The following is a 21,608-nucleotide window of genomic DNA, read 5'->3' as shown; positions in this document are numbered from 1 at the left end:
CGAGCGCCGAGTCAGCGGCTTGGTAACCTATCCTTTCCTTTGCGCATCAGCTGTCAGGGCGGCCAGACGGTAAAACCCATGCGCCATCTTGGTGAAGGGCGTGAGCAGGAAGAACGCCAGCACCGCTCCAAGGTGGATCGCCAGCAGCGCGGGCATCATGGCCGTCTGTCCCAGCGCATAGAGCACAAGCCCACTCAGGCCGACGAAGCCCAGAAGTCCGACAAAGGCGACCTCGCCGCCGAAGGCACCGGTGGCACCAAGGTCGGGATCGGCGCGCAGCTTGAGCCGGATCATCTCCGCACAGCCCACGACCAGCAAGAGCCCGCCCGAGACGCCAAGCAGCTTGGGCAGCGACCAGAACCCGTAGGGCGCGGGCAAGTCGAAGATGTAGTGCAGGATCGTCCCGGCGCTGGTCGAGGCAAAGCACAGCAGAAAGCCATACATCACCGCCTGATGCGCCCGGCGCCGGGCATGGGAAAAGCGGTCTTCATCCTCGAAATTGCAGCCGTCGCCATGTCCGCCCTTGAGGTTTCGCATGTTGGCCACCTGCCTGAAGGCCGCGACCAGATGGGCAGGGCGAAACGGACCCGCCCCGATGTGCCGCCAGTAGCGGCGCAGGCTGATCGCGATGCTCGCCAGCGGGAACAGGAAGGCGGGCAGAAAGATCGCCACCATCGCGTTGTGCGACAGGGCGGCATAGAACCCGTCGCCCCCCGCCGTGGGCAGCGCGCGGATCACCCAGAACAGCAGCGCAAAGCCGATGACGGTCGCCACCGCGATCCGCAGGCCGTGCTTCTGGAACGCGGTGCCGGCGGCGCGGGGGAAGGCGAAGCTCTCCCAACTGTCCTGCCGCACATTGGCCAGCGCCTGCGGCAGGTTCAGGTTGAACTCATGCGGGGCGGTATATTGGCAGGCATAGGAACAGCCCCGGCAGTTGTGGCAGAGGTTGGCAAGCTGCGTGAGGTTCCCGTCGCTGAAGGCGCGTTCGGCGTGGAGCGCCGGGAAGACCGAGCAATAGCCCTCGCAGTAGCGGCAGGCGTTGCAGATCTCGGCCTGACGCCGGGCCTCTTCCAGCAGATCAGTTTGCATTTGCATGGGCGGCGGCCTCCTTGCCTGCGATACGTCCGAAAACGGTTCCGATGGTCATGCCGAACCCGGCGAGATAGCCCTGGCCAAGGATCGACCCGGCCATGGTTTCGCCCGCGGCCCAGAGGTTCTGGACCCTGCGGCCCGCGATGGTGCATTGCGCGCGCTCGTCCACCTTTAGCCCGAGATAGGTAAAGGTGACCCCGGTGCGCAGCGAATAGCCGTAGAACGGAGGCTCGGTGATCGGGCGCGCCCAGTTCGTCTTGGGCGGCTCAAGGCCCGTGGTCGCCACGCCGTCAAGCTCGGTCGGGTGAAAGCCCGAGGTATCGCCGCAGGCCGCATTGAAGCGCGTCACGGTCTCGACCAGCGCGTCCGCAGGCAGGCCCATCTTGGCCGCCAGATCTTCGAGCGTGTCCGCCTTGATCGGCGGAAACACCGAGGGCATGAACAGCTCCAGCGACTTGGCGTCGATGATGACATAGCCCACCTGATCGGGCTGGGCGGCGACGAGGCGGCCCCAGATGGCGTAGCGTTTGGGCCAGACATCCTCGCCCTCGTCATAAAAGCGCTGCGCGTCCTTGTTCACCACGATGGAAAAGGGCACGCAGTCCAGCCGGGTGACGATGCCCCCGTCGAATTTCGGCGCGCGCCCGTCGATGGCGACGGCATGGCATTGCGTGGGGTCGCCCACCTGCTCGACGCCCTGATCCAGGAGGTCGGCCAGCACAACGCCGCGGTTGTAGGGCGTGCCCCGGATGAGAAAGTTCCTGGCTGCCGGTCCCCAGGCACGGGCGAGCCAGTCGGTGTCGGCCTGAAACCCGCCAGAGGCGACGACCACGGATTTCGGCGTGATGCTCTGCGTCTCGCCGTTCTGCGTGTAATCCACCCGGACCACCCGGTCGCCGTCCAGTTCCAGATGGGTAACGGCGGCCTCGTATTCCACCGCCACGCCAAGCGCCTCGGCCGTGCGGTAATAGGCATTGACGAGGCTCTTGCCGCCGCCGAGGAAAAAGGCGTTGGTCCGCGCGAGCGACAGGGTGCCCGACAGCGACGGCTGGAAGCGCACGCCATGCGCCTCCATCCACGGCAGGCATTCCTCCGAGGTGCGGATGGCCAGCCGCGCGAGCGTCTCGTCGGTCTTGCCGCCGGTGACCTTCATCAGGTCGGCCAGATATTCGTCCTCGGAATAGCTGTCCACGAGCGGGCCGAGCGGACCGTGGTGCATGCAGCGAAAGTTGCGGGTGTGGCGGGAGTTGCCGCCGCGATAGGGTTTCGGCGCGGTCTCGAGGATGAGCACGCGCGCGCCCGCCTCGGCCGCCGTGATCGCCGCGCAGAGCGCCGCGTTGCCGCCGCCGATGATGGCGATGTCGGGGTTGGGTGAGGTCTGGGTCACAGGAGGTCTCCGTCATGACCGCTGGTGCGGTCAGGCTGGGCGCGCAGGGCGCGCACCCGCACACGCTGCGCCGCCGCGATATGGGCGCGCATGGCGGCTTCGGCTAGGGACCCGTCGCGGGCCTTGATCGCATCCAGCACGCCAAAATGTTCCTCGACCGCCTTTTCGGCCCGGTCGGGTTCGGTCAGCGTCGTCGGCCCCAGAATCATCAGGGTCTTTTGCAGGGACCGGATCGACCGCGCGAGAAACCGGTTGCGTGCGGCATCGAGCATCGCGCCGTGGAACTGGCGGTTGAGGATGAACGCCTCGGCCCCGTTTCCCAGCGCCGCCATCTGGCGGTTCATCTCGTAAAGCTCTTCAAGCTCGATCTCCGACGCCGCCCGCGCCGCGAGCCGCGCGGCAGTGCCTTCGAGCACGGCGCGCATTTCGTAAAGCTCCATTACCTCGGCGTAATCAAGCGTGCGCACGCTGGCCCCCTGCCGCGGCATATGGGTGACGATGTCATCGGCTTCGAGCAGGCGGATCGCCTCGCGCACCGGCGTGCGCGACATGCCAAGACGCTCGGCAAGCTCGGTTTCCCGCAGGCGGTCGCCGGGGTTGAGCCGACCTTCGCGCAGTTCGGTCAACAGCCGGGCATAGGCCACATTCCCCTGCGGTGTGCTTTCGTCTTCGGTGGTCATCCGGGCCTCCGGTTTCATATTGTATGCAGTTGGATACAAGTGTATCCATAAGGCGTCAAGTTCCCCGGAGGCCCGTTTGCGCAAACAGTTCATCATCCCCGTCTCGGGCCAGCGCGGCCTGACCTTCCTGCTCGCGACTGCCGGGACGGCTCTGTTCTGGATCTGCGGTCTCCCCCTGCCCTTTCTCTTCGGGCCGATGACCTTCTGCCTCGTGGGTGCGCTCGTTCACCTGCCCCTCAAGGGGTTCGGGCAGGTCACGGTCGCAGCACGCACGATCCTTGGAGTTGCGGTTGGCGCCTCGATAACTCCAGAAGTCGTGGCCCAATTGCCCCGCATGGCGCTGTCGGTTGCCCTGATTCCAGTCTTCATCGCGCTCATTGCACTGGTGGGCGTACCGTTCTTTCGACGGATCTGGGGATTCGACGCCCCCACGGCCTATTACGCGGCAATGCCCGGCGGCCTACAGGACATGGTGATTTTCGGAGCCGAGGCAGGCGCCAACCCGCGTATCCTGTCGCTCGTCCACGGAACGCGGGTGCTCATCATCGTGACGCTCGCGCCATTCATCCTGAGCCATTTCTACGGTGTGCCTCTGTCCAATCCGATCGGCGCGCCGGTGACCGACCTTCCGGTCCATGAATTGCTGATCATGGTCGCCGCGGCATGGATTGGCTGGAAGGGTGGCGAGCGCATCGGGCTTTTCGGAGCCTCGATACTCGGGCCGTTGACCGTGACCGCCGCGCTTTCGCTGTCGGGCATCGTCCACGTCCGCCCCCCCGCCGAGGCGATCCTCGCCGCGCAGTTTCTGATTGGCTGCGGGATCGGAGTGCAATTTCTTGGCGTGACCTGGAAGGAATTGACCCGCGTCGTTGCGGCGGGCATCGCCTATGTCGTCGTGCTCGCCATGCTCGCGGCGTTCTTTTCGGGGCTGGTAACGGCACTGGGCCTCGGCACTCCGGTCGCGTCCTTCCTGGCCTTCGCCCCCGGCGGTCAGGCAGAAATGACGGTGCTGGCCATCGTGACCGGGGCCGATCTTGGCTTTGTCATCACCCATCACCTGACGCGCATCGTGATCGTCATCGTCGGCGCTCCCGTGCTGGCGGCGATCATCGCCCGTGGGCAGCGGGATTGACCATGTGGATCGGCGCGCCCGCGGCATAGGCATTCACCTGGGCGAAGATATCGGCGAACTGCTTGTCAAACTCGTCCTCGGTGACAAAGCCGATATGGGGCGTCGCGATCAGGTTCGGATGGGCAAGCAGCGGATCGGCGGGATCGGTGAGGGGCTCGCTGTCAAACACATCGACCGCGGCCGTGCCGGGGCGGCCCGCGTCGAGCCCTGCGAGCAGCGCCCCCGGCGCGATGAGCCCCGCGCGCGAGGTGTTCACGAGCACGGACCTTGGCCCCATGGCGGCAAGATCCTTCGTCGTGACGATGCCCCGCGTCTCGGGCGTGAGCCTGAGGTGGAGCGACACGACATCGCTGTCGGCAAAGAACGTCGCGCGGCTCTCGGCCACAGCCTCGCCCGCCGCCATCGCCCGGTCCCGCCCCGCCTCGGAGGCCCACCAGACCACCTCCATGCCAAAGGCACGGGCATAGTCGGCCACCACGCGCCCGAGCCGGCCATAGCCATAAAGCCCCAGCCGCCGCCCGCGCAGGGTCCGGCCCACGCCCATTTGCCATCGGCCCGCCTTGGCGCTCGCCATCTGCTGGGGCAACTGGCGCATCGCCGCGAGGATGAGCGCAAAGGTCAGCTCGGCCGCCGCATAATTCGCGCCATCGGCGCCTTTGTTCGAACACAGGAGCACACCCGCCTCGGTGCAGGCCTCGACGTCCACATGCGGCCAGACCCCGCGCTGCGAGATGAGCCGCAGGTTGGGCAGCCGTGCGAGCAGGTCGCGGGTGACCTTCGTGCGTTCGCGAAACAGAACCAGGGCCTCCGCATCGGCCAGCCGCGCGGCCAGTGCCGCCGGATCGGGCTCATGGTCGGTCCAGACGGTGACCTCATGGTCCGCCAGCAGATCGAAACAGGGCAGACCCCGCAGCGTGTCGAACCAGTCGTCGAGTATGTGGACCTTCATGGGATGCGTCTCAGGTGTTGCCGTAGAGCGCCTTGATCGCGCGGCAGACCCTTTCGTGCAAGACGACGAGATCGGCCTTGTCCGGGGCATCCTCTGCGATCCGCTTGGACAGGTCGTTGCGCGTTTCCTCGAGATCGCGGCGGGCGCGGGCGAGTTTTTCGAAATCACTCATGGTGGGGTCCTCAGTGAGACAGCAGAACGGGGATTCTGGTGCGCGACAGGATGTGGGTGGTCGCACCGCCGAAGAAATCCTCGCGAAACTTGGAATGTTCGTAGGCGCCAATGACGAGAAGCGAGGGGCTATGCGCATCGCACCACCCGAGCAGCGTTTCCGCAACGGGATCGGACGTCGGAAAATCCTCGTGCGTCGCCTCGACCCCGTGGCGCGACAGATGCGCCATCAGGTCGCTGATCGGCCAGGGGTTGCGCGGGCCGACAGTCAGCACGCTGACGCGGCCCTCGTCCTCGAGCAGCCTCAGGCTGTCAGAAAGCGCCCGCGCGGCGGCACGTCCCCCGTCCCAGGCGAGCGCCGCGTGGCTGTGCCCGGCCCCGGCGTCATAGCCCGCAGGCACAACGATGATCGGGCGACCGGACAAGAGCGCGATCCGGTCCGGGTGCAGCGTGACGTGTTCGTCGTCGGCCTCCGACCGGGCACCCACGATCATCACGTCGTAATGCCGCGCGGCTTCGGACAGGACCTGATCGACACGGCCCGAGACCTCTTGCAACCGCAGGCCCTCGGGCAGACCCAGCGCGGCGCGCTCGGTCTCGAACCGCGCCTCGATCTCGCGCAGGATACGGGCATTCGCTTCGTCCAGAAGGACGCGGGCCTCTTTCGGGATCCAGCGCGTGCGCTTGTCGATCACCTCATGGGTGCTGTGGGCCAACATGGCGTTGACATGGCCCCCGAACCGATTGGCGAGCGAGGCTGCGTAGCGCAGCGCCGCGACCGATCCGTCGGACCCGTTGAAGGCCACGAGAAGGTTCATCACCGGCATGTCAAAGTCCCTTCCATACGGCAGCGGGGACATAGACGCGCCCGTCCGCCAGCTTGCGCGCCGTCCGCAGCAGTCCGGCGGAGTTCAGCGTGAAGTGGTTGTTCATCTCGAAGTCCACGAGAACCTCGATGGTGCCCGAGGGATGTTCCAGCACCACATTGGCCGGGCTGGTCACTGGGCGCTCGAGCAGCCCGTCCGCCACAGTGCCCGGCGTCAGCGCGCAGGAGGCAAGGCACTGCGACCCGGTCACCGCCATGGAGGGATGTGTCGTCCAGGGCATGAAATACCGGGTCGCAATGGTACCGCCGTTCCGGGCCGGAGAGAGAAGCCCGAATTTCGGCGTTACGGATTGGGAGACGTCCCCAAGCCCCATCGCCGCGCCCGCCTGACGCCGGACGCTTTCCATCCGGGCAAAAAAGTCACGGTTGTCGTCAAGCTCCTGCACGGTTTCGTATCCCGTGAGGCCGAAATCGGCGGCGCGGGCGATGGTCATGGGCATCGCGACATCCATGCAGGTGACTTCAATCCCGTCGAAACTGTCGCGCAGGTTCCCCGTGGGCAGGAAGGCCCCGGTAGAGGAGCCGACGACGCCCATGAAATTGAGCGCGATGGGGGCCGCCGTGCCGGGCACCCCCGCGATCGCCACATCGCCGTCATAGCGCATCGCGCCGCCCGGAGTCTGAACCCGGGCCAGCACCCGCGCGCCGGTGTTGACGGCGCGGATCTTCACTTCGGTCTCGTCGCCGGTGGGCGCAACCAGCCCCATCTCGACGGCGGCTGGACCGACGCCCGAGAGGATGTTGCCGCAGGTCGGCCTGAAGTCCACGATCCGGTCCTCGACCGAGACCTGGGCGAAGAAATAGTCCACGTCCGCCCAGTCGTCCTCCGAGGGCGACAGCATGGCCACCTTGGTGGTCACGGCGACACCGCCGCCGATCCCGTCGATGTTGATCCCGTGCCCCGCGCCGATCACGGCGAGCAGCACCTCGGCCAGCGTTTCACGGTCGTGGGGCAGGTCCTTCATGTTGAAGTAGGGTCCGCGCGAGGTGCCGCCGCGCATGAAGACGTAGGGAATGCCTGTCTGTGTCATGTCCATGTCTCCGCGCATCAGTTCAGCGGCCAGGGCAAATCGATGGCGTCCTGCAAGAGCCCCGGCGGGAAATCACGGTTCAAGGCGCCCGCCATCACACACATCAGGGCAAGTCCAGCTGCTGTGAGGATGAAGGTCTTGGGCCATGCCGCCTGTGCCCGAACCCTGAGGAAAGTCACGAGGAAAAGTGCGAGCGCGAGGATGAAGCCGAGCACGTAGGTCGCCGCAATGAGCCCAGAGAACCACGCAAGCGTGCCCCAGAGCCCATAGGGCGCATCGGCATCCTCGCCCGAGGATTCCTTGTCGGCGAAGATCGCGTCCGTCTCGGGCCGACGGATCATCTGCCCGAGCAGGATGAGCAACGCGACCAGCGTGATCCCACCGATCAGAAGCGGCACGATCTTGTCAGTCATATTGTAGTTCGGGATCAGGCTCGCATTGATGAGCGCGACCACGACATAGGCCATGATGACGAAGAGAAAGATGACCGGCGCCCGTTTGGAACCCGACTGCACGTCGCCCTCGGCCATGATGGTCTTGGCCTGACGAAGACCCAGAACCACCGAGACCACCGTCACGATCAGAAGCACAATCACGATCGGTGAGAAGATGTAATCGATGCCCTCCTCAAAGGACTTGCGGAAACGGAACGACGCAATCTGGAAAGCCTGGTTCGAGAATTTCTCGACCGGGTTGGACAGCACGAAGCCGATCAGGAACGCCGGACGCGACCAGTCGAAGCGGCGCAGGAAGATGCCGATCAGACCGATAGCAAAAAGCGCCAGGATGTCTTCGAAGTTCTGGCCCGACTGGAAAGCCGCAAAGGCGATCAGCATGAACAGGAACGGCGCGAGATAGGTGAAGCGGATCGTGGTGAGCCGCGCGATCCCGCCCGACACGCCGATGCACAGAAGCGTGCCCACGACATTGGCCAGCGCCAGCAACCAGACGATGGAATAGGTGATGTCGAGGTTGTCGCGCAGCATGGCGGGGCCGACCTCGATGTCACCCGACCCGAGCAGGGCAATCGCCCCGATGAAGATCGCCATCGAGCCCGATCCGGGGATGCCGAACAGCAGCGTCGGAACCAACCCGCCGCCTTCCTTGGCGTTGTTCGAGCTTTCCGGCCCGATCACGCCGCGGATCTCGCCCTTGCCGAATTGCGACTTGTCCTTGGTGGTCTGGACAGCGTGACCATAGGCGATCCAGTCGACGACAGAGCCGCCAAGGCCGGGGATCACGCCGACCAGAACACCGATCAGCGAACAGCGCACCGACAGCCACTTGTTCTCGAACCAGTCTCGCACCCCGTCCATCCAACCGGCACCGAGCGAGGCGTTCTTGGCAATTGACCGGTCCTGCCGCAGGAGCGAGACGATCTCGGGCACCGCAAAGATGCCAAGACCAACGATGACCAGTTGCAGACCGTCCGTCAGATAGGGGAAATCGTAGCTCGCCATGCGCAGCGACCCTCCCGCATCGGCGACGCCGATGGTGCCGATCAGCATACCGAGCCCGGCGGCTGCCAGACCCTTGAGCGCGACCCGACCTGCGAGGACGGCGACCATGGACAGGCCGAGAATGGAAATCATGAGCATCTCGGGCAGGCCGAAGGCCAGCACGAGCGGACGCGCGACGACGATGAAGAGCGTCAGGAACACCGCCCCGACCAGGCCTCCGAACAGCGAAGCGGTAAAGGCCGCCGCCAGCGCCCGCGCCGCCTGTCCCTTGCGCGCCAGCGGGAAACCGTCAAGAACTGTCGCCTGTGACGCTGATGACCCCGGGATGCCCATGAGCACCGACGAGAACGTGTCCGATGTCGGCACCACCGCCACCATGCCGATCATCAGCGCGAGACCCAGAACCGGATCCATGCCGAACATGAAGGGCAGAAGCAGGGACAGGCCTGCGATGCCGCCCAGCCCGGGGAACACGCCGACGGCGAGACCCATGACGACGCCCAGAACGAGATGACCCAGGACGACAGGTTGCAGAATGAGAGCCCAGGCATCGGCAAGCGCCGGCAGGGCGGTCGCGAAGAGATCCATCGCACCGTTCTTTCTGTTGAGGATTTAAGAGGCGGGGGTGGCAGGCCCTGCAGGGAGAAGCAGGACCTGCCGGGCGGACGATTACTCGATCGTCACGCCGTAGGACTCTTTGAGCCAGTCGATGACATAGGCTTTCGCCTCGGGGGTCACCGTCGTGGCTTCCTTGGCCGCATTCTCGGCGCCTTCACCGACGAACATCGGGTATTCACCCACCTCGTTGGACGAGATGTCGGCAAAGTCGGGATGCGCCCGAACCGCCTCGAAGGCGGCCACATAGGTGTCGACGACATCCTGCGGGGTGCCTTTGGGAAGGAAGGCGATCTTCTGCGACGGGTAGCCGGAGATGAAGAAGGCCTTCCAGGCGTCCCATGCGACCCCCTCGGTCTCGCAGCCCTCGGTGGCCGCGCAGACTTCCTTGAAGGACGGCATGTCGGGGAAGGTCGGATCGCGCACGATGTTGCCGTCTTCGTCCAGCGCGCCCCAGGACATCATCGGAACGGCTGTGCCAGCCTCGACCAGTTCCGCGCCACCCGACAGATAGCCCGAGGAAGTCTGGTAGTCGATCGTCGCTTCGCCGCGCTCGAACATCAGGCGGCCATCCCCACGGCCCTTGATGCCGAATACCGGCTCGACGTTCATGCCGAGCATCTTCCACGCAAGGAGCGGTACGAGGTCAAGACCCGTGGCACCTTGCGACCCGAAAATCAGGCTCACATCCTTCAGGCCATCGGCCGAACCGTCGAATTTCGCACCATCCTCGGGGTTGAGATAGGCGACGCCACCGGTGCCCGTGGCCATAACTGGAATCCAGTCACCATATTCGTAGCGAACGCGGGGGTCGTTCAGAAGATAAGGGAACTGTGTCGAACCCGAGGACCCGAACAGCAAGGTGCCATCCTTGTGTTCTTGTTCCTGAAACCAGTTTGCGCCCTTGGTCGATCCGGCGCCCGGCATGAACTTCACGACGACCGTGGGCTGGCCAGGCAATTCCTGAGAGAGTAGCGGCGCGAAAAAGTTTGCCCATTTGGCCGACCCGCCGGTTTCCGAGAACGGGATCACCCATTCGATCGTCTTGCCTTCGAAATCGACCTCGGCGAATGCCGTGCCAGTCATTATCGCGAGAACCGCAGCAGAGCTGGCGAGATGCTTGATGGTCATTGGTTTCCTCCCATAGACCCTGTGGGCGCCGAGCAGGAGCGCGGCGCGCTATTTTAGCCGTTCAAGGGAATGATTCCCTCCTCCAACCCCGGCACAATGCCGTTCCAAGCTTGCGTGAAACTTGCGCATCGTGACAAATGCGTGACCATGCGTATTGCAGTCATAGAAGATAACGAGGCGCTGGCCCACGGAATCGCTTTCCGTCTGCGCGACAGGGGCCATTCGGTTGACCTGCTTCACGACGGCGCCGAAGCCGATGCCTTTCTCCGACGGGAAGGCGCCGATCTGATCGTGCTCGATCTCAACCTTCCGCAGATGGACGGGCTGGCGGTACTGCGTGCGATGCGGCGGCGTGGCGACGGGACGCCCGTGATCCTGCTGACCGCGCGCTCCGAAACGGCGGAACGCGTCGCGGGCCTGGATGCGGGTGCCGACGATTACCTGACCAAGCCCTTCGATATGGACGAACTGGAAGCGCGACTGCGCGCGATGGCCCGCCGCAAGAACCTCGAATTTTCCGAACGGGACATGCTGGGTCCTTTGGTCTTTGACCGCACCGGGCGGCAGCTTCTTCTCGACGAACAGCCCTTTGACATTCCGCGGAAGGAAATCGCCACGCTCGAATGCCTTCTGGAACGTCGCGGGCGGCTGGTGTCAAAAGGCCAACTCATGAATCACGTCTACGGGATCGGATCGGACGCCGAGGAAAGCGCGATCGAGCCGCATATCTCCCGCCTGCGAAAGCGACTGGAGCCATATGGCATTAGGATCAAGACAGCGCGCGGTCTGGGATACATGCTGGAAGTAGAGAATGGCTAGAACCCGCAGGCCGGTCAGGCACCGGCCGATGTCGCTGCGCCTGCGGCTGTTTCTGGTCATCCTTCCGCCTCTGCTGGTGGTGTCGGTCCTGTTGGGCCTGTGGCGGTTCGAGGCCGCAAAGCGCACGTCCGAAGACCTTTTCGATCGTAGCCTGCTGGCGGCAGCACTGGCCATTTCCCGCGATGTGGCAATCTCGGGCGGCGATGCGCTGTCCCCCAGCACGCGCAATTTCATCTCGGACGCGGGCGGCGGCGAGGTTTTTTATCATGTGACCGGGCCGGGGGGCTACTATGTCACCGGATATGCCTATCCGCCGCGGCCCGACCAGCACATGCCGCAATCCGAACCCGGCTACTACATTGCCAACTATCGCGGTGAAGACATGCGGGTGCTGCGTATGACCGAGGCAAGCACGATCGACAATCTCTCCGGCGAAACGGTCGTGACTGTCTGGCAGCGGGTGAGCGACCGTCAGGCGTTCGCCCAGGAATTGGCTCTGCGCGCAATAACCGTCATGGCAGGCCTGATGGTCGCCTTGGCCCTCGTGGTTTGGTTCGGGGTGCAGGTCGGGCTTCGCCCGCTCAACGACCTGCAGGAAGCGATCCAGAAAAGATCGCCCGACGATCTCGGTCGGATTCGCAGACCCGTGCCAACCGAGGTCGCCGGGGTGGTCTCGACGCTGAACCGCCTCTTCGGGCAGGTCCGCGACAGTATCGAGGCACATCAAGCCTTCATTTCCGATGCCGCTCATCAGCTGCGCAACCCGACCGCAGCGCTGCTGGCACTCGCGGAAACCCTGCCGGATGTCCGCGACGACACCGAACGCTCCGTCCGTCAGGCCGAGCTGATCTCGGCCGCCCGCGCCGCGGCCCGGCTGACAAGCCAGTTGCTCCAGCTTGAACGTCTGCGCTACGGCTACGGCGGATCGGTGACGCGGTTTGACCTGAACACAATCGTCGAAGAAGTCTGCCGTGGCATCGCCCCCTCCGTCCTGTCCCGCGATCTGAGATTTTCACTTGACCCGGCCGACGAGCGTCTCGAGATCGAGGGCGATCCCGTCCTGATCGGCGAGGCGCTGACCAATCTTGTGGAGAACGCCCTCAAACACGGTGGTCCCACGATGGGGAGAATCTCAGTCAGCACCGCCCGAGACGGCGACACCATCGTCGTCACCGTCGAAGACGATGGCATCGGAATTCCGCCGGAAGAGGAAGAAACAGCGTTCCGCCGGTTTTCCCAGCTGCGTCACGGCGAAGGAACGGGTCTGGGGCTGGCAATCGTCGAACAGGTGATCCGCAAGAACAATGGCAAGGTACGCTTGGAGAACGTCGATCGTGGAACGCGCTTTCGGCTCGAGTTGCCGGCGGCAACCAAGCCGGCGTAGCCGCGCTGTCCGGCGATATGTTCTGCGCCGCGTGCAAGGCAAAGCCCATCTGTCTCGAGTGTCGTGCTCGAAGATACTTGCACCATGGCTGGTCATGGATCGATACCCACGGGCTACAAGAGCATCTAGGCACTTCATACGATCTGGCTGATTGAACACTTATCTGGTCGGATCCGGGGATTTGCTCGTGCCGCATTGCCCTTGGTAGCCTTGAGAAAAGATCCGGAGTCTGGCGAAGGCTTCGATGGTTTCACGTCTCATCGGTGCGGTCACAGACTGGATGTTACCGAGTTTCACGCCGAAAGGCGCTCTCGTGGCTTCCTTCTCCGCAATGCTTGGAAACTTGCCCCCGCTTTCGGCAAGGGCCAACTGATCCGGACCCGTGCAGTCGCACCGTCCCACCTGCGCCGCGACGTTTTCATGACGAGCCTTGCCGGCACCCGACGCCGGGCCCCCTCGCGTTTCACCGTTCGGGTGTCGCGGGACCACGGCGCCGCGTCCGCCTCTTGCCCCATCGACAATGCATCGCACTGTCAGGTGCAGCGCGTCGCAAGCCAGACCTGATTGCCTGAAAAAGCCTGCAAGACCGGTCGGCGAAGCGAACCCTTGCGGGCCGCGAGGCGCAAAATGGTCGTTCCTTGACCCTGCGGCCATTCCTTCCTACACAGTAGGCAGATCTGTTGGGGTGCCCCTCGGGGCTGAGACGCTTTCACGCGAACCCATTGAACCTGAACCGGTTAGGACCGGCGTAGGAAACAGTCATCGTGACCGTCCGAAGACCCATGGTCACCCTTGATGTCCTGTCGCGCCCTGACCCTGACAAGCGGATGGACGGACGTGACAGCCACAGTTCTCACCATTGCCGGGTCCGACAGCGGCGGCGGCGCCGGGATCCAGGCGGACCTGAAGACCTTTTCGGCCCTGGGTGTCTACGGTGCCAGCGTCATTACAGCGATCACCGCGCAGAACACCCGAGCGGTGCGCGCCGTGCACCCGGTCCCGCTCGAGGTGATCGAAGCGCAGGTCGCGACAGTGCTGGAGGACATCGAGGTTCACGCGATCAAGGTCGGGATGCTGGGCACACCCGACCTGGTGGAATGCGTGGCCGGGGCCATCTCGGGATTTCCCGGGGCCGTGGTGCTGGACCCGGTGATGGTGGCCAAATCCGGCGATGCGCTCCTGCCAGATACCGCGGTGTTGGCGCTCTGCCGCCACATGCTGCCGCGCGCCACGGTCCTGACCCCCAACCTACCGGAAGCCGCCCGCCTGTTGAACGCAGTCCACGCCGACACGGACGAAGACATGCAGGAGCAGGGGCGGCGGTTGTTGGCGATGGGCGCGGGGGCGGTGCTGATGAAGGGCGGCCACCGCAGGGGCGAGACCTGCACCGACTGGCTGGTCACCGCAGCGGGCACGAAAGCCTTCAAGGCCGACCGCATCGCCACCCAGAACACCCACGGCACCGGTTGCACCCTGTCCTCGGCCATTGCCGCCGGGCTGGCACGGGGCCTGCCCCTGTCACAGGCAGTCGGGCGCGCGCACGTCTGGCTCCAGGGCGCGATCCGCGCGGCGGAGGGGCTGCAAATCGGCGGGGGCCACGGCCCGGTGCATCACTTCCATGAGGTCTGGTCATGAGGGTCACGATCCGGGGCAGCGGCGTCGCCGGGCTATGCGTTGCGGCGGAACTCGCAGGGCGCGGCCACAGCATCACGGTGACGGACCCCGCCGGCGGACCCGGCGCACAGTCCTGTTCGTGGTGGGCCGGTGGCATGCTGGCACCGGATTGCGAAGGGTTCTCGGCCGAGGAACCGGTGTTCCGGCTGGGTCGCGCCGCCGCCGACTGGTGGCAGGCACAGGGGGCCGAAGTGCATCGCGAGGGCACGCTGGTCGTGACCCTTGGACGCGATCGGCGCGAACTCGATATCTTCGCCCGCCGCACCGCGAACCACCGCTGGCTGGACCGCGAGGGCATCGCCAGTGCGGAACCGCAGCTCGCCGGACGTTTCGACCGCGCCCTGCTGATGACCAAAGAGGCGCACCTGGACCCGCGCGCCGCGCTGCTTTCTTTGCGCGACCGGCTGGCCGCGCGAGGCGTCCGCTTCACGACCGAAGCCACGCCGGCCGATCGCGTAGTCGATTGCACCGGGCTGGCCGCCTCCGAAGCGCTTTCCGACCTCCGGGGCGTGAAAGGGGAAATGGTCGTGCTGCGCGCGCCCGGCGTCCACCTCAAGCGGCCGGTGCGTCTGCTGCACCCGCGGTTTCCGCTTTATGTCGTGCCGCGCGGCGACGGGGTTTTCATGCTGGGCGCGACCCAGATCGAAAGCGCCGAACGGGGCCGCGCCACGGTGCGCTCGGTCATGGAGTTGCTGTCGGCGGCCTACGCGCTCGACCCCGCATTCGCAGAGGCGGAGCTGGCCGAGATCGGCGCCGACGCGCGCCCCGCATTTCCCGATCACCTGCCGCGCCTCACCGAGGCAGGCGGCGTTCTTTATGTAAACGGCCTGTTCCGGCACGGTTTCCTGCTCGCCCCCGCGATGGCGCGGATGGCGGCGGCGGTGCTGGACGGCCAGGAAAAACCGGAGCTTTGGCATGATCATCGCGCTTAACGGCGAACCCCGCACCATAACGGGCCCTACCTTGGCCGACCTTCTGGAAGAGACCGGCCAAAGCAGGGCCAAGGTTGCCACCGCGGTGAACGAGGTCTTCGTGCCCGCAACGCTGCGCGCCGAAACCTATCTCAATCCGCAAGACAGGGTCGAGATCGTCGCCCCAAGGCAGGGCGGCTGAGATGCCGACCTTTTATGGAACCGAGATCGCCTCGCGCCTGATGCTGGGCACCGCGCAATACCCCTCCCCCGCCGTGCTGGAAGAGGCCTTCCGCCGATCCGGCGCGGGGATCGCCACTGTTTCGGTCCGGCGCGAGGCGGGGGATGGCGGACAGGGCCAGAGGTTTTGGTCGCTTGTCGAGCAATTGGGCGTGGCCCTGCTGCCCAACACTGCCGGCTGCCATTCCGTGCGCGAGGCGGTGACCACGGCGCAGATGGCCCGCGAGCTCTTTGGCACCAACTGGATCAAGCTGGAGGTGATCGGCCATGCCGACACGCTCCAGCCGGATCCCTTCGGGCTGGTGGAAGCCGCGCGCCTGCTGACCGACGACGGCTTCGAGGTCTTCCCTTACTGCACCGAGGATCTCGTGCTCTGCGACCGGCTGCTGGGCGCTGGCTGTCAGGTTCTGATGCCATGGGGCGCACCGATCGGCACCGGGCTTGGTCTGAACAACGTCTATGGGCTGCGTTCGCTTCGGGCGCATTTCCCCGAGGTGCCTCTCGTGATCGACGCGGGCCTCGGCCTGCCCAGCCAGGCGGCCCATGCGATGGAACTGGGCTTCGACGCCGTGCTTCTGAACACCGCCGTCGCCAGGGCGGGCGACCCGGCGGGCATGGCCGAGGCCTTTGCCGGAGCCGTCGCCGCCGGCGCGCTCGCGAACCGGTCCGACCCGATGCCGCCGCGCGACATGGCGGCCCCCTCGACCCCGGTTCTGGGAAAGGCGTTCCTGGAATGAGCTTGCCGCGTTTCTATCCGATCTTCGACGACGTGCGGTGGCTGCGCCGGATGCTGCCACTGGGGGTGACGTTCGTGCAACTGCGGATCAAGGATCTGCCCGAAGACGCGCTGCGCGCCCAGATCGCAGAAGCGCGTGACCTCTGCCGTGATCATGGCGCGCATCTGGTGGTCAACGACCACTGGCAACTGGCGATCGAACTGGGCTGCGACTGGCTGCATCTGGGGCAAGAGGATCTGGACATCGCCGACCTGGAGGCAATCCGGGCGGCGGGCCTGCGGCTGGGGATATCGACCCATGACGACAGGGAACTGGCCCGGGCGCTGGCGCTGCACCCCGATTACATCGCCCTTGGGCCGGTCTATCCGACCATCCTTAAGACGATGAAATGGCACCGGCAGGGGGTGGAAAAACTGTCCGAGTGGAAGGCCCGGATTGGTGCCATCCCCCTGGTCGCCATCGGCGGCATGTCGGTGGACCGCGCGCCGGGGGCCTTTGCTGCCGGGGCAGACGTGGTGTCCGCCGTGACCGACATAACCCTGAACGACGACCCGGAGGCGCGGGTGCGGCAGTGGCTGGAGGTCACGGCATGAGCCGTTACGCCCGCCAGATCGCGGTGCCGGACTTCGGCCTTTCGGGACAGGCGGCGCTGCGCGATGCCCGCGTGCTGGTGATCGGCGCGGGCGGTCTGGCCGCGCCGGTGCTGCAATACCTCGTGGGCGCGGGCGTGGGTGCTGTCCGGCTGATGGACCCGGACCGGGTTTCCCTGTCGAACCTGCATCGTCAGACTCTTTTCCGCGAGACCGACACCGGCATGCCGAAAGTCGCCGCCGCCGCGCGCCACATGGCGGCGCTCAACCCGGAAACGCGGGTGGAACCCATCGAAGAGCGCTTCGACCCCGCCACTGCGGCGCGGTCCTGCGCGGGTGTGACGCTGGTGCTCGATTGCGCCGACAGCTTCGCCGCCAGCTATACCGCCAGCGACACCTGTCACGAGATGGGCCTGCCCCTCATCTCGGCCTCGGTCGTGGGGATGGCGGGTTACGCGGGCGGCTTCTGCGGCCCGGCTCCTTCGCTCCGCGCCGTCTTTCCCGACTTGCCCGAGCGGCTGGGAAGCTGCGACGCGGACGGCGTTCTTGGCCCCTCGGTGGGCGTCATCGGCGCGTTGCAAGCGCAGATGTCCATCGCCGTGCTGACCGGTGCCACCCCCTCACCGCTAGGCCGGATCGTAACCTATGACGCGGCCACGATGCGCTTCGGTGGCTTCCGCTTCGACGGCGCACCAGAGCCGGAGCGCGGCGCCCGTTTCATTACGCTGGCCGAGCTGACAGACGCCGATTTCGTCGTCGACCTGCGCAGTGCCGGTGAACCGGGCCCTGCCCTGTCCGGCGCCGCGCGACACGAGGTCGCCGCGTTCGGGCCGCAGGGCCCCCGTCCCGCCCCCGGTCAGCGCGCCGTTTTCGCCTGTCGCTCGGGCCTGCGCGCCTGGCAAGCGGCGGAACGGCTGCGGACCTATTGGCCGGGCGACATCCTGCTCCTCGCGCTCGGCGATACGGACACCCCAAGAAAGGAGACCCCGGAATGAAGAAACTGCTCTTGTCGGCTCTGATCCTGGCCGCCCCTCCTGCCTTCGCGCAGGACCAGATGACACTGATGCTGGATTGGTTCGTGAACCCCGATCACGGCCCGATCATCGTGGCGCAGGAAAAGGGGTTCTTCGCCGATCAGGGACTGGAGGTCGAGATCATCGCCCCGGCCGATCCTTCGGACCCGCCCAAGATGGTCGCCGCCGGTCAGGCCGACCTTGCCATCTCGTATCAGCCGCAACTCCATCTGCACGTGGCCGAAGGCCTGCCGTTGATCCGGGTGGGCACGCTGGTCGCCACGCCGCTCAACTGTCTTCTTGTGCTGGCCGACGGTCCGGTGCGGCAGGTCGCGGACCTGAAGGGCGGCAAGGTGGGGTTCTCGGTCGCCGGCGTGGAGGAGGCGCTCCTGGGCACCGTCCTCGACACCCATGGTTTGACGCTGGACGACGTCGAGCTGGTCAACGTGAACTGGTCGCTCTCGCCTTCGCTGATGTCGGGACAGGTGGACGCGGTGCTGGGCGCCTACCGCAATTTCGAGCTGAACCAGATGACGATCGAGGGCGTCGAAGGCAGGTGCTTCTACATCGAGGAAGAGGGCGTGCCGACCTATGACGAACTGGTCTATGTCGCCAACCCCGAGACCATGGAGCCCGGCCTGATCCGCCGCTTCCTGCGCGCCACTGAGCTGGCCACGCAATATATCGTCAACCATCCGGAGGAAAGCTGGGAGCTCTTCTCTGCCAGCTCGCCAGAACTGCAGGACGATCTGAACGAGATGGCCTGGGCCGACACCCTGCCCCGCTTCGCGCTGCGCCCCGAAGCACTGGACGAAGGCCGCTATGCGCGTTTCGAGGCCTTCCTGGCCGAGGCCGGTCTCGTCGAAGGCACCCGCCCGGTCTCCGCGCTTGCCATCGACCTGGGGGCCCAATGACTTACGGCAGGACATTCCCGCTCTGGCGGGCTGCAGCGGGCGAGACTTGGCCCGCCTATACCGGCCACGCCTTCGTGCAGGGGCTGGCGGATGGCACCCTGCCCCACCCCACCTTCCTGCACTACCTCGTGCAGGACTACCTGTTCCTCATCCACTTCAGCCGTGCCTGGGCGCTTGGCGTCACCAAGGCCGCAACGGTCGACGAGATGCGCCACTGCGCCGCCACGGTGAACGCGCTGATCAATGACGAGATCGCGCTGCATGTCGCGCTCTGCGCCCGCGAGGTTATTGACGAGGCGCAGCTTCTTGATGCCGAGGAGCGGGCCGAGAACATCGCCTACACGCGCTACGTGCTGGATGCCGGTCATTCGGGCGACTTCCTCGACCTGCTCGCGGCGCTGGCCCCCTGCGTGCTGGGCTACGGCGAGATCGGCGCGCGGCTTCTGGCGGCGGGCGGCGGCGGACCCTATGCCGAGTGGATCGCTCTTTATGGGGGCGCAGCGTATCAGGAGGTCTGTCACAGCGTGGGCGCCCTGATCGACGGCGCCATGGCGCTGCGGTTGGGCGAGACTCCGGAGGCGACCCCGCGCTGGGACGCGCTTTGCCAGCGCTTCACCACCGCGACACGGCTGGAGGTCGGCTTCTGGAACATGGGTCTGACCCCTTGACGCCCGCGCCTTCACTCAACATCGAGGGCAGTGCCGCCTTTGCCGGAACACCCCTCTTCGACACGGTGTCGCTGGAGGTGCCCGCGGGTCAATGGACTTGCCTGCTGGGCCCGTCGGGCATCGGCAAGTCCACCATCCTGCGGCTCTTTGCGGGCCTGGCAGAGGGGGTGGCGTTCTCGGGCCGGATCGGCGCGGATGACGGCGCGCCACTGGCCGGGCGCGTGGCCTTGATGGCGCAGGACGACCTGCTGCTCCCGTGGCTGACCGTCATGGAGAATGCGACCCTCGGCGCGCGGCTGCGCGGTGAGAGCGCCGATCCCGCTCGACTGCGGCGCGTCCTTGAACAGGTCGGGATGGCGGCCTTGGCCGCGCGCCGTCCTGCCGAGCTTTCCGGCGGCCAGCGCCAACGCGCTGCACTCGCCCGCACGCTGATGGAAGACCGCGCCGTGGTGCTGCTGGACGAGCCGTTCTCGGCCCTCGACGCCCGCACCCGCGCCCGGATACAGGAACTGACGGTCGAGAGCCTCGCGGGCCGCACCGTGCTTTTGGTCACCCACGACCCGGGCGAGGCTGCGCGCCTCGGCCACAGGATCGTGGTGATGACCGAAAGCGGGATGCACGACCTGCCCCCGCCACCGGGCCGCGTGCCGCGCGCGTCGGGCGATCCCGAAACCCTGAAGGTGCAGGCCCGGCTGCTCGATGAATTGAGAAAGGACGAAACTTGCGTCCCACCGACCTGCTGAAATCCGGCGCCGAGGCGGACTGGACCGCCGCGACCGACCACCCTTTCACCCGTGCGCTGGCGGAGGGCACCCTGCCGCCGGAGAAAATGGCCGGCTACCTGCAACAGGATTTCCTTTTCATCGACGGTTTCGTGCGGCTTCTGGCTTCGGCCATAGCGCGGGCGCCAAGCCTCGCCGACTCGGTGCCCGCCGCGCAGTTCCTGGCGGTAGTTGCCGGGCCGGAGAACACCTACTTCCTGCGCAGTTTCGACGCTTTGGGCGTATCCCCTGACGCCCGTCCCGCGCCCGTGACCCGCGCCTTTCAGGACCTCATGGCCGAGGCTCGCGAGACCGGCCGCTACGAATGCATGCTGGCCGTCCTGGTCGTGGCCGAGTGGAGCTATCTCGATTGGGCCACGCCCTTTTCCGAGCGCGCCGCGTCCCTTCCTTTCTGGCACGGGGAATGGATCACCCTGCACACCGGCGAAGGCTTTGCCGGGGTCGTTGCCTACCTTCGCGACCAACTCGACCGGATCTGGCCCGGCCTGTCCCCGGACGAGCAGGCACGCGCCGAAGCGCTGTTTCACCGAGCCGTGGCGCTGGAGCGTGACTTCTTCGACGCCGCCTGGGCCGGGTTCGGCGTGGCACGATGAGCGGCACGCGCACGCTGCTCTTCTCGGCGATGCTGGGTCTTGCGCTCTGGCAAGCTGTGGTCTGGGCCACCGGCCTGCCGCGCTTCATCTTGCCGGGTCCCCTGCTGGTGGCCGAGACGATGTGGGAAAGCCGCATGCTGCTGGCCCAACACGCATTGGTGACATTTGAAGAGGTGCTGGTCGGCCTCGTTCTGGGCACGCTTCTGGGGTCGCTGTCGGCCATCGCGCTGGCTGCTTCGTCCTTCGCCCGTCAACTGGTGCGCCCGCTTCTGGTCTTCAGCCAGGCGATCCCGGTCTTTGCCTTGGCGCCGATCCTGACGCTCTGGTTCGGTTATGGGCAGGGCTCGAAGATCGTGATGGCGCTGATCATCATCTACTTTCCGGTCACCTCGTCGTTTCTGGATGCGCTGCTGCGTCCCAATCGCGACTGGGAGGGTCTTGCCCGGTTGATGGGGGCCAGCCGCACGCGGATCATGTGGCACATCCGCATTCCCGCCGCCTTGCCCGGTCTGGCCAGCGGGCTGCGCCTCGCGGCCGTCTATGCGCCCATCGGGGCGATCATCGGCGAATGGGTGGGGGCATCCGAAGGCCTGGGCTACCTGATGCTCCTGGCCAATGGCCGCGCCAAGACGGACCTGATGTTCGCGGCGCTGATCGTGCTGGCGATCCTGACCGTGCTCCTGCACGCCGCCGTGGGCCAAGGGGCCCGAGCGATCCTGGAGCGGTATTGAACAGGCAGTGGTGACTAG

General features: G+C 66.0%; 23 protein-coding genes and 1 riboswitch. Of the genes, 14 read left to right on the top strand and 9 right to left on the bottom strand.

The window, feature by feature from the left end:
• Positions 1-27: 27 nt before the first annotated feature.
• Genes tcuB through KJP29_RS00375 form a run of 3 tightly spaced genes read right to left on the bottom strand, consistent with a single transcriptional unit; the run spans position 28 to position 3,159 of the window.
• On the bottom strand, positions 28-1,089 hold the full coding sequence (tcuB, locus tag KJP29_RS00385; protein ID WP_218461605.1) for a tricarballylate utilization 4Fe-4S protein TcuB: 1,062 nt from the start codon (positions 1,087-1,089) through the stop codon (positions 28-30).
• Positions 1,079-2,479 carry an FAD-dependent tricarballylate dehydrogenase TcuA gene (gene tcuA, locus KJP29_RS00380; RefSeq protein WP_218461555.1) on the bottom strand — a complete coding sequence of 467 codons (1,401 nt, stop codon included), beginning with the start codon at positions 2,477-2,479 and terminating at the stop codon, positions 1,079-1,081. Before tcuA ends, tcuB begins: the two co-directional genes overlap by 11 nt.
• Positions 2,476-3,159 (bottom strand): GntR family transcriptional regulator, encoded by a 684-nt coding sequence (locus KJP29_RS00375; protein WP_218461554.1) that lies wholly within the window; start codon positions 3,157-3,159, stop codon positions 2,476-2,478. Before KJP29_RS00375 ends, tcuA begins: the two co-directional genes overlap by 4 nt.
• A gap of 76 nt (positions 3,160-3,235) precedes the next feature.
• Here KJP29_RS00375 and KJP29_RS00370 point away from each other — a divergent pair, with 76 nt between their 5' ends.
• Complete coding sequence (locus tag KJP29_RS00370) at positions 3,236-4,291, top strand: AbrB family transcriptional regulator (RefSeq protein ID WP_255553368.1); 1,056 nt, start codon at positions 3,236-3,238, stop codon at positions 4,289-4,291.
• On the opposite strand, the gene KJP29_RS00365 is transcribed toward KJP29_RS00370, so the two are convergent.
• The 6 genes from KJP29_RS00365 to KJP29_RS00340 form a co-directional block, all read right to left on the bottom strand.
• Positions 4,266-5,240, bottom strand: a complete 975-nt coding sequence (locus KJP29_RS00365) for a D-2-hydroxyacid dehydrogenase family protein (protein WP_218461553.1) — start codon at positions 5,238-5,240, stop codon at positions 4,266-4,268. The two genes, KJP29_RS00370 and KJP29_RS00365, sit on opposite strands and share 26 nt — an antisense overlap.
• Before the next feature lie 10 nt (positions 5,241-5,250).
• On the bottom strand, positions 5,251-5,412 hold the full coding sequence (locus KJP29_RS00360; RefSeq protein ID WP_218461552.1) for a hypothetical protein: 162 nt from the start codon (positions 5,410-5,412) through the stop codon (positions 5,251-5,253).
• Between the two features lie 10 nt (positions 5,413-5,422).
• Complete coding sequence (locus KJP29_RS00355; RefSeq protein ID WP_218461551.1) at positions 5,423-6,238, bottom strand: universal stress protein; 816 nt, start codon at positions 6,236-6,238, stop codon at positions 5,423-5,425.
• Between the two features lies 1 nt (position 6,239).
• Positions 6,240-7,328 carry a 4-oxalomesaconate tautomerase gene (locus KJP29_RS00350; protein WP_218461550.1) on the bottom strand — a complete coding sequence of 363 codons (1,089 nt, stop codon included), beginning with the start codon at positions 7,326-7,328 and terminating at the stop codon, positions 6,240-6,242.
• Positions 7,329-7,345: 17 nt separating this feature from the next.
• Positions 7,346-9,376 carry a tripartite tricarboxylate transporter permease gene (locus KJP29_RS00345; protein WP_218461549.1) on the bottom strand — a complete coding sequence of 677 codons (2,031 nt, stop codon included), beginning with the start codon at positions 9,374-9,376 and terminating at the stop codon, positions 7,346-7,348.
• An 81-nt stretch (positions 9,377-9,457) separates the two neighbouring features.
• Positions 9,458-10,534: a tricarboxylate transporter gene (locus tag KJP29_RS00340; protein WP_218461548.1), complete on the bottom strand. Its 1,077-nt coding sequence runs from the start codon at positions 10,532-10,534 to the stop codon at positions 9,458-9,460.
• A 147-nt stretch (positions 10,535-10,681) separates the two neighbouring features.
• On the opposite strand from KJP29_RS00340, the gene KJP29_RS00335 reads away from it, so the two are divergent.
• The 13 genes from KJP29_RS00335 (at position 10,682) to KJP29_RS00275 (ending at position 21,590) form a co-directional block, all read left to right on the top strand.
• Positions 10,682-11,353 (top strand): response regulator transcription factor, encoded by a 672-nt coding sequence (locus KJP29_RS00335; protein WP_218461547.1) that lies wholly within the window; start codon positions 10,682-10,684, stop codon positions 11,351-11,353.
• Positions 11,346-12,737 (top strand): sensor histidine kinase, encoded by a 1,392-nt coding sequence (locus KJP29_RS00330; protein ID WP_255553367.1) that lies wholly within the window; start codon positions 11,346-11,348, stop codon positions 12,735-12,737. The genes KJP29_RS00335 and KJP29_RS00330 overlap by 8 nt, the downstream gene beginning before the upstream one ends.
• Positions 12,738-13,408: 671 nt before the next feature.
• Positions 13,409-13,509, top strand: a riboswitch (TPP riboswitch).
• A 65-nt stretch (positions 13,510-13,574) separates the two neighbouring features.
• Complete coding sequence (thiD, locus tag KJP29_RS00325; RefSeq protein WP_370630746.1) at positions 13,575-14,372, top strand: bifunctional hydroxymethylpyrimidine kinase/phosphomethylpyrimidine kinase; 798 nt, start codon at positions 13,575-13,577, stop codon at positions 14,370-14,372.
• A complete protein-coding gene (locus KJP29_RS00320) occupies positions 14,369-15,343 on the top strand; it encodes an FAD-dependent oxidoreductase (protein WP_218461545.1) in 975 nt (324 codons plus the stop codon). The genes thiD and KJP29_RS00320 overlap by 4 nt, the downstream gene beginning before the upstream one ends.
• The gene (gene thiS, locus KJP29_RS00315; RefSeq protein ID WP_218461544.1) at positions 15,327-15,524 is read left to right on the top strand and encodes a sulfur carrier protein ThiS; all 198 of its coding nucleotides are present in this window, start codon (positions 15,327-15,329) and stop codon (positions 15,522-15,524) included. Before KJP29_RS00320 ends, thiS begins: the two co-directional genes overlap by 17 nt.
• 1 nt (position 15,525) lies before the next feature.
• Positions 15,526-16,299 (top strand): thiazole synthase, encoded by a 774-nt coding sequence (locus KJP29_RS00310; RefSeq protein WP_218461543.1) that lies wholly within the window; start codon positions 15,526-15,528, stop codon positions 16,297-16,299.
• Positions 16,296-16,892: a thiamine phosphate synthase gene (locus KJP29_RS00305; RefSeq protein WP_218461542.1), complete on the top strand. Its 597-nt coding sequence runs from the start codon at positions 16,296-16,298 to the stop codon at positions 16,890-16,892. Before KJP29_RS00310 ends, KJP29_RS00305 begins: the two co-directional genes overlap by 4 nt.
• Positions 16,889-17,884, top strand: coding sequence for a HesA/MoeB/ThiF family protein (locus KJP29_RS00300; protein WP_218461541.1), 996 nt, complete (start codon positions 16,889-16,891; stop codon positions 17,882-17,884). Before KJP29_RS00305 ends, KJP29_RS00300 begins: the two co-directional genes overlap by 4 nt.
• Complete coding sequence (locus tag KJP29_RS00295; RefSeq protein ID WP_218461540.1) at positions 17,881-18,816, top strand: ABC transporter substrate-binding protein; 936 nt, start codon at positions 17,881-17,883, stop codon at positions 18,814-18,816. The genes KJP29_RS00300 and KJP29_RS00295 overlap by 4 nt, the downstream gene beginning before the upstream one ends.
• Positions 18,813-19,484 carry a TenA family protein gene (locus KJP29_RS00290; RefSeq protein WP_218461539.1) on the top strand — a complete coding sequence of 224 codons (672 nt, stop codon included), beginning with the start codon at positions 18,813-18,815 and terminating at the stop codon, positions 19,482-19,484. The genes KJP29_RS00295 and KJP29_RS00290 overlap by 4 nt, the downstream gene beginning before the upstream one ends.
• Positions 19,481-20,227: an ABC transporter ATP-binding protein gene (locus tag KJP29_RS00285; RefSeq protein WP_218461538.1), complete on the top strand. Its 747-nt coding sequence runs from the start codon at positions 19,481-19,483 to the stop codon at positions 20,225-20,227. The genes KJP29_RS00290 and KJP29_RS00285 overlap by 4 nt, the downstream gene beginning before the upstream one ends.
• Positions 20,206-20,859 (top strand): TenA family protein, encoded by a 654-nt coding sequence (locus KJP29_RS00280; RefSeq protein WP_218461537.1) that lies wholly within the window; start codon positions 20,206-20,208, stop codon positions 20,857-20,859. Before KJP29_RS00285 ends, KJP29_RS00280 begins: the two co-directional genes overlap by 22 nt.
• Complete coding sequence (locus KJP29_RS00275; RefSeq protein ID WP_218461536.1) at positions 20,856-21,590, top strand: ABC transporter permease; 735 nt, start codon at positions 20,856-20,858, stop codon at positions 21,588-21,590. The genes KJP29_RS00280 and KJP29_RS00275 overlap by 4 nt, the downstream gene beginning before the upstream one ends.
• Positions 21,591-21,608: the final 18 nt, after the last annotated feature.

It is taken from the genome of Maritimibacter sp. DP1N21-5 (assembly GCF_019218295.1).
GTDB lineage: Bacteria > Pseudomonadota > Alphaproteobacteria > Rhodobacterales > Rhodobacteraceae > Maritimibacter.
The sequence above is the reverse complement of the archived record's forward strand: the minus strand, read 5'-3'. Positions and strand labels throughout refer to the sequence as shown.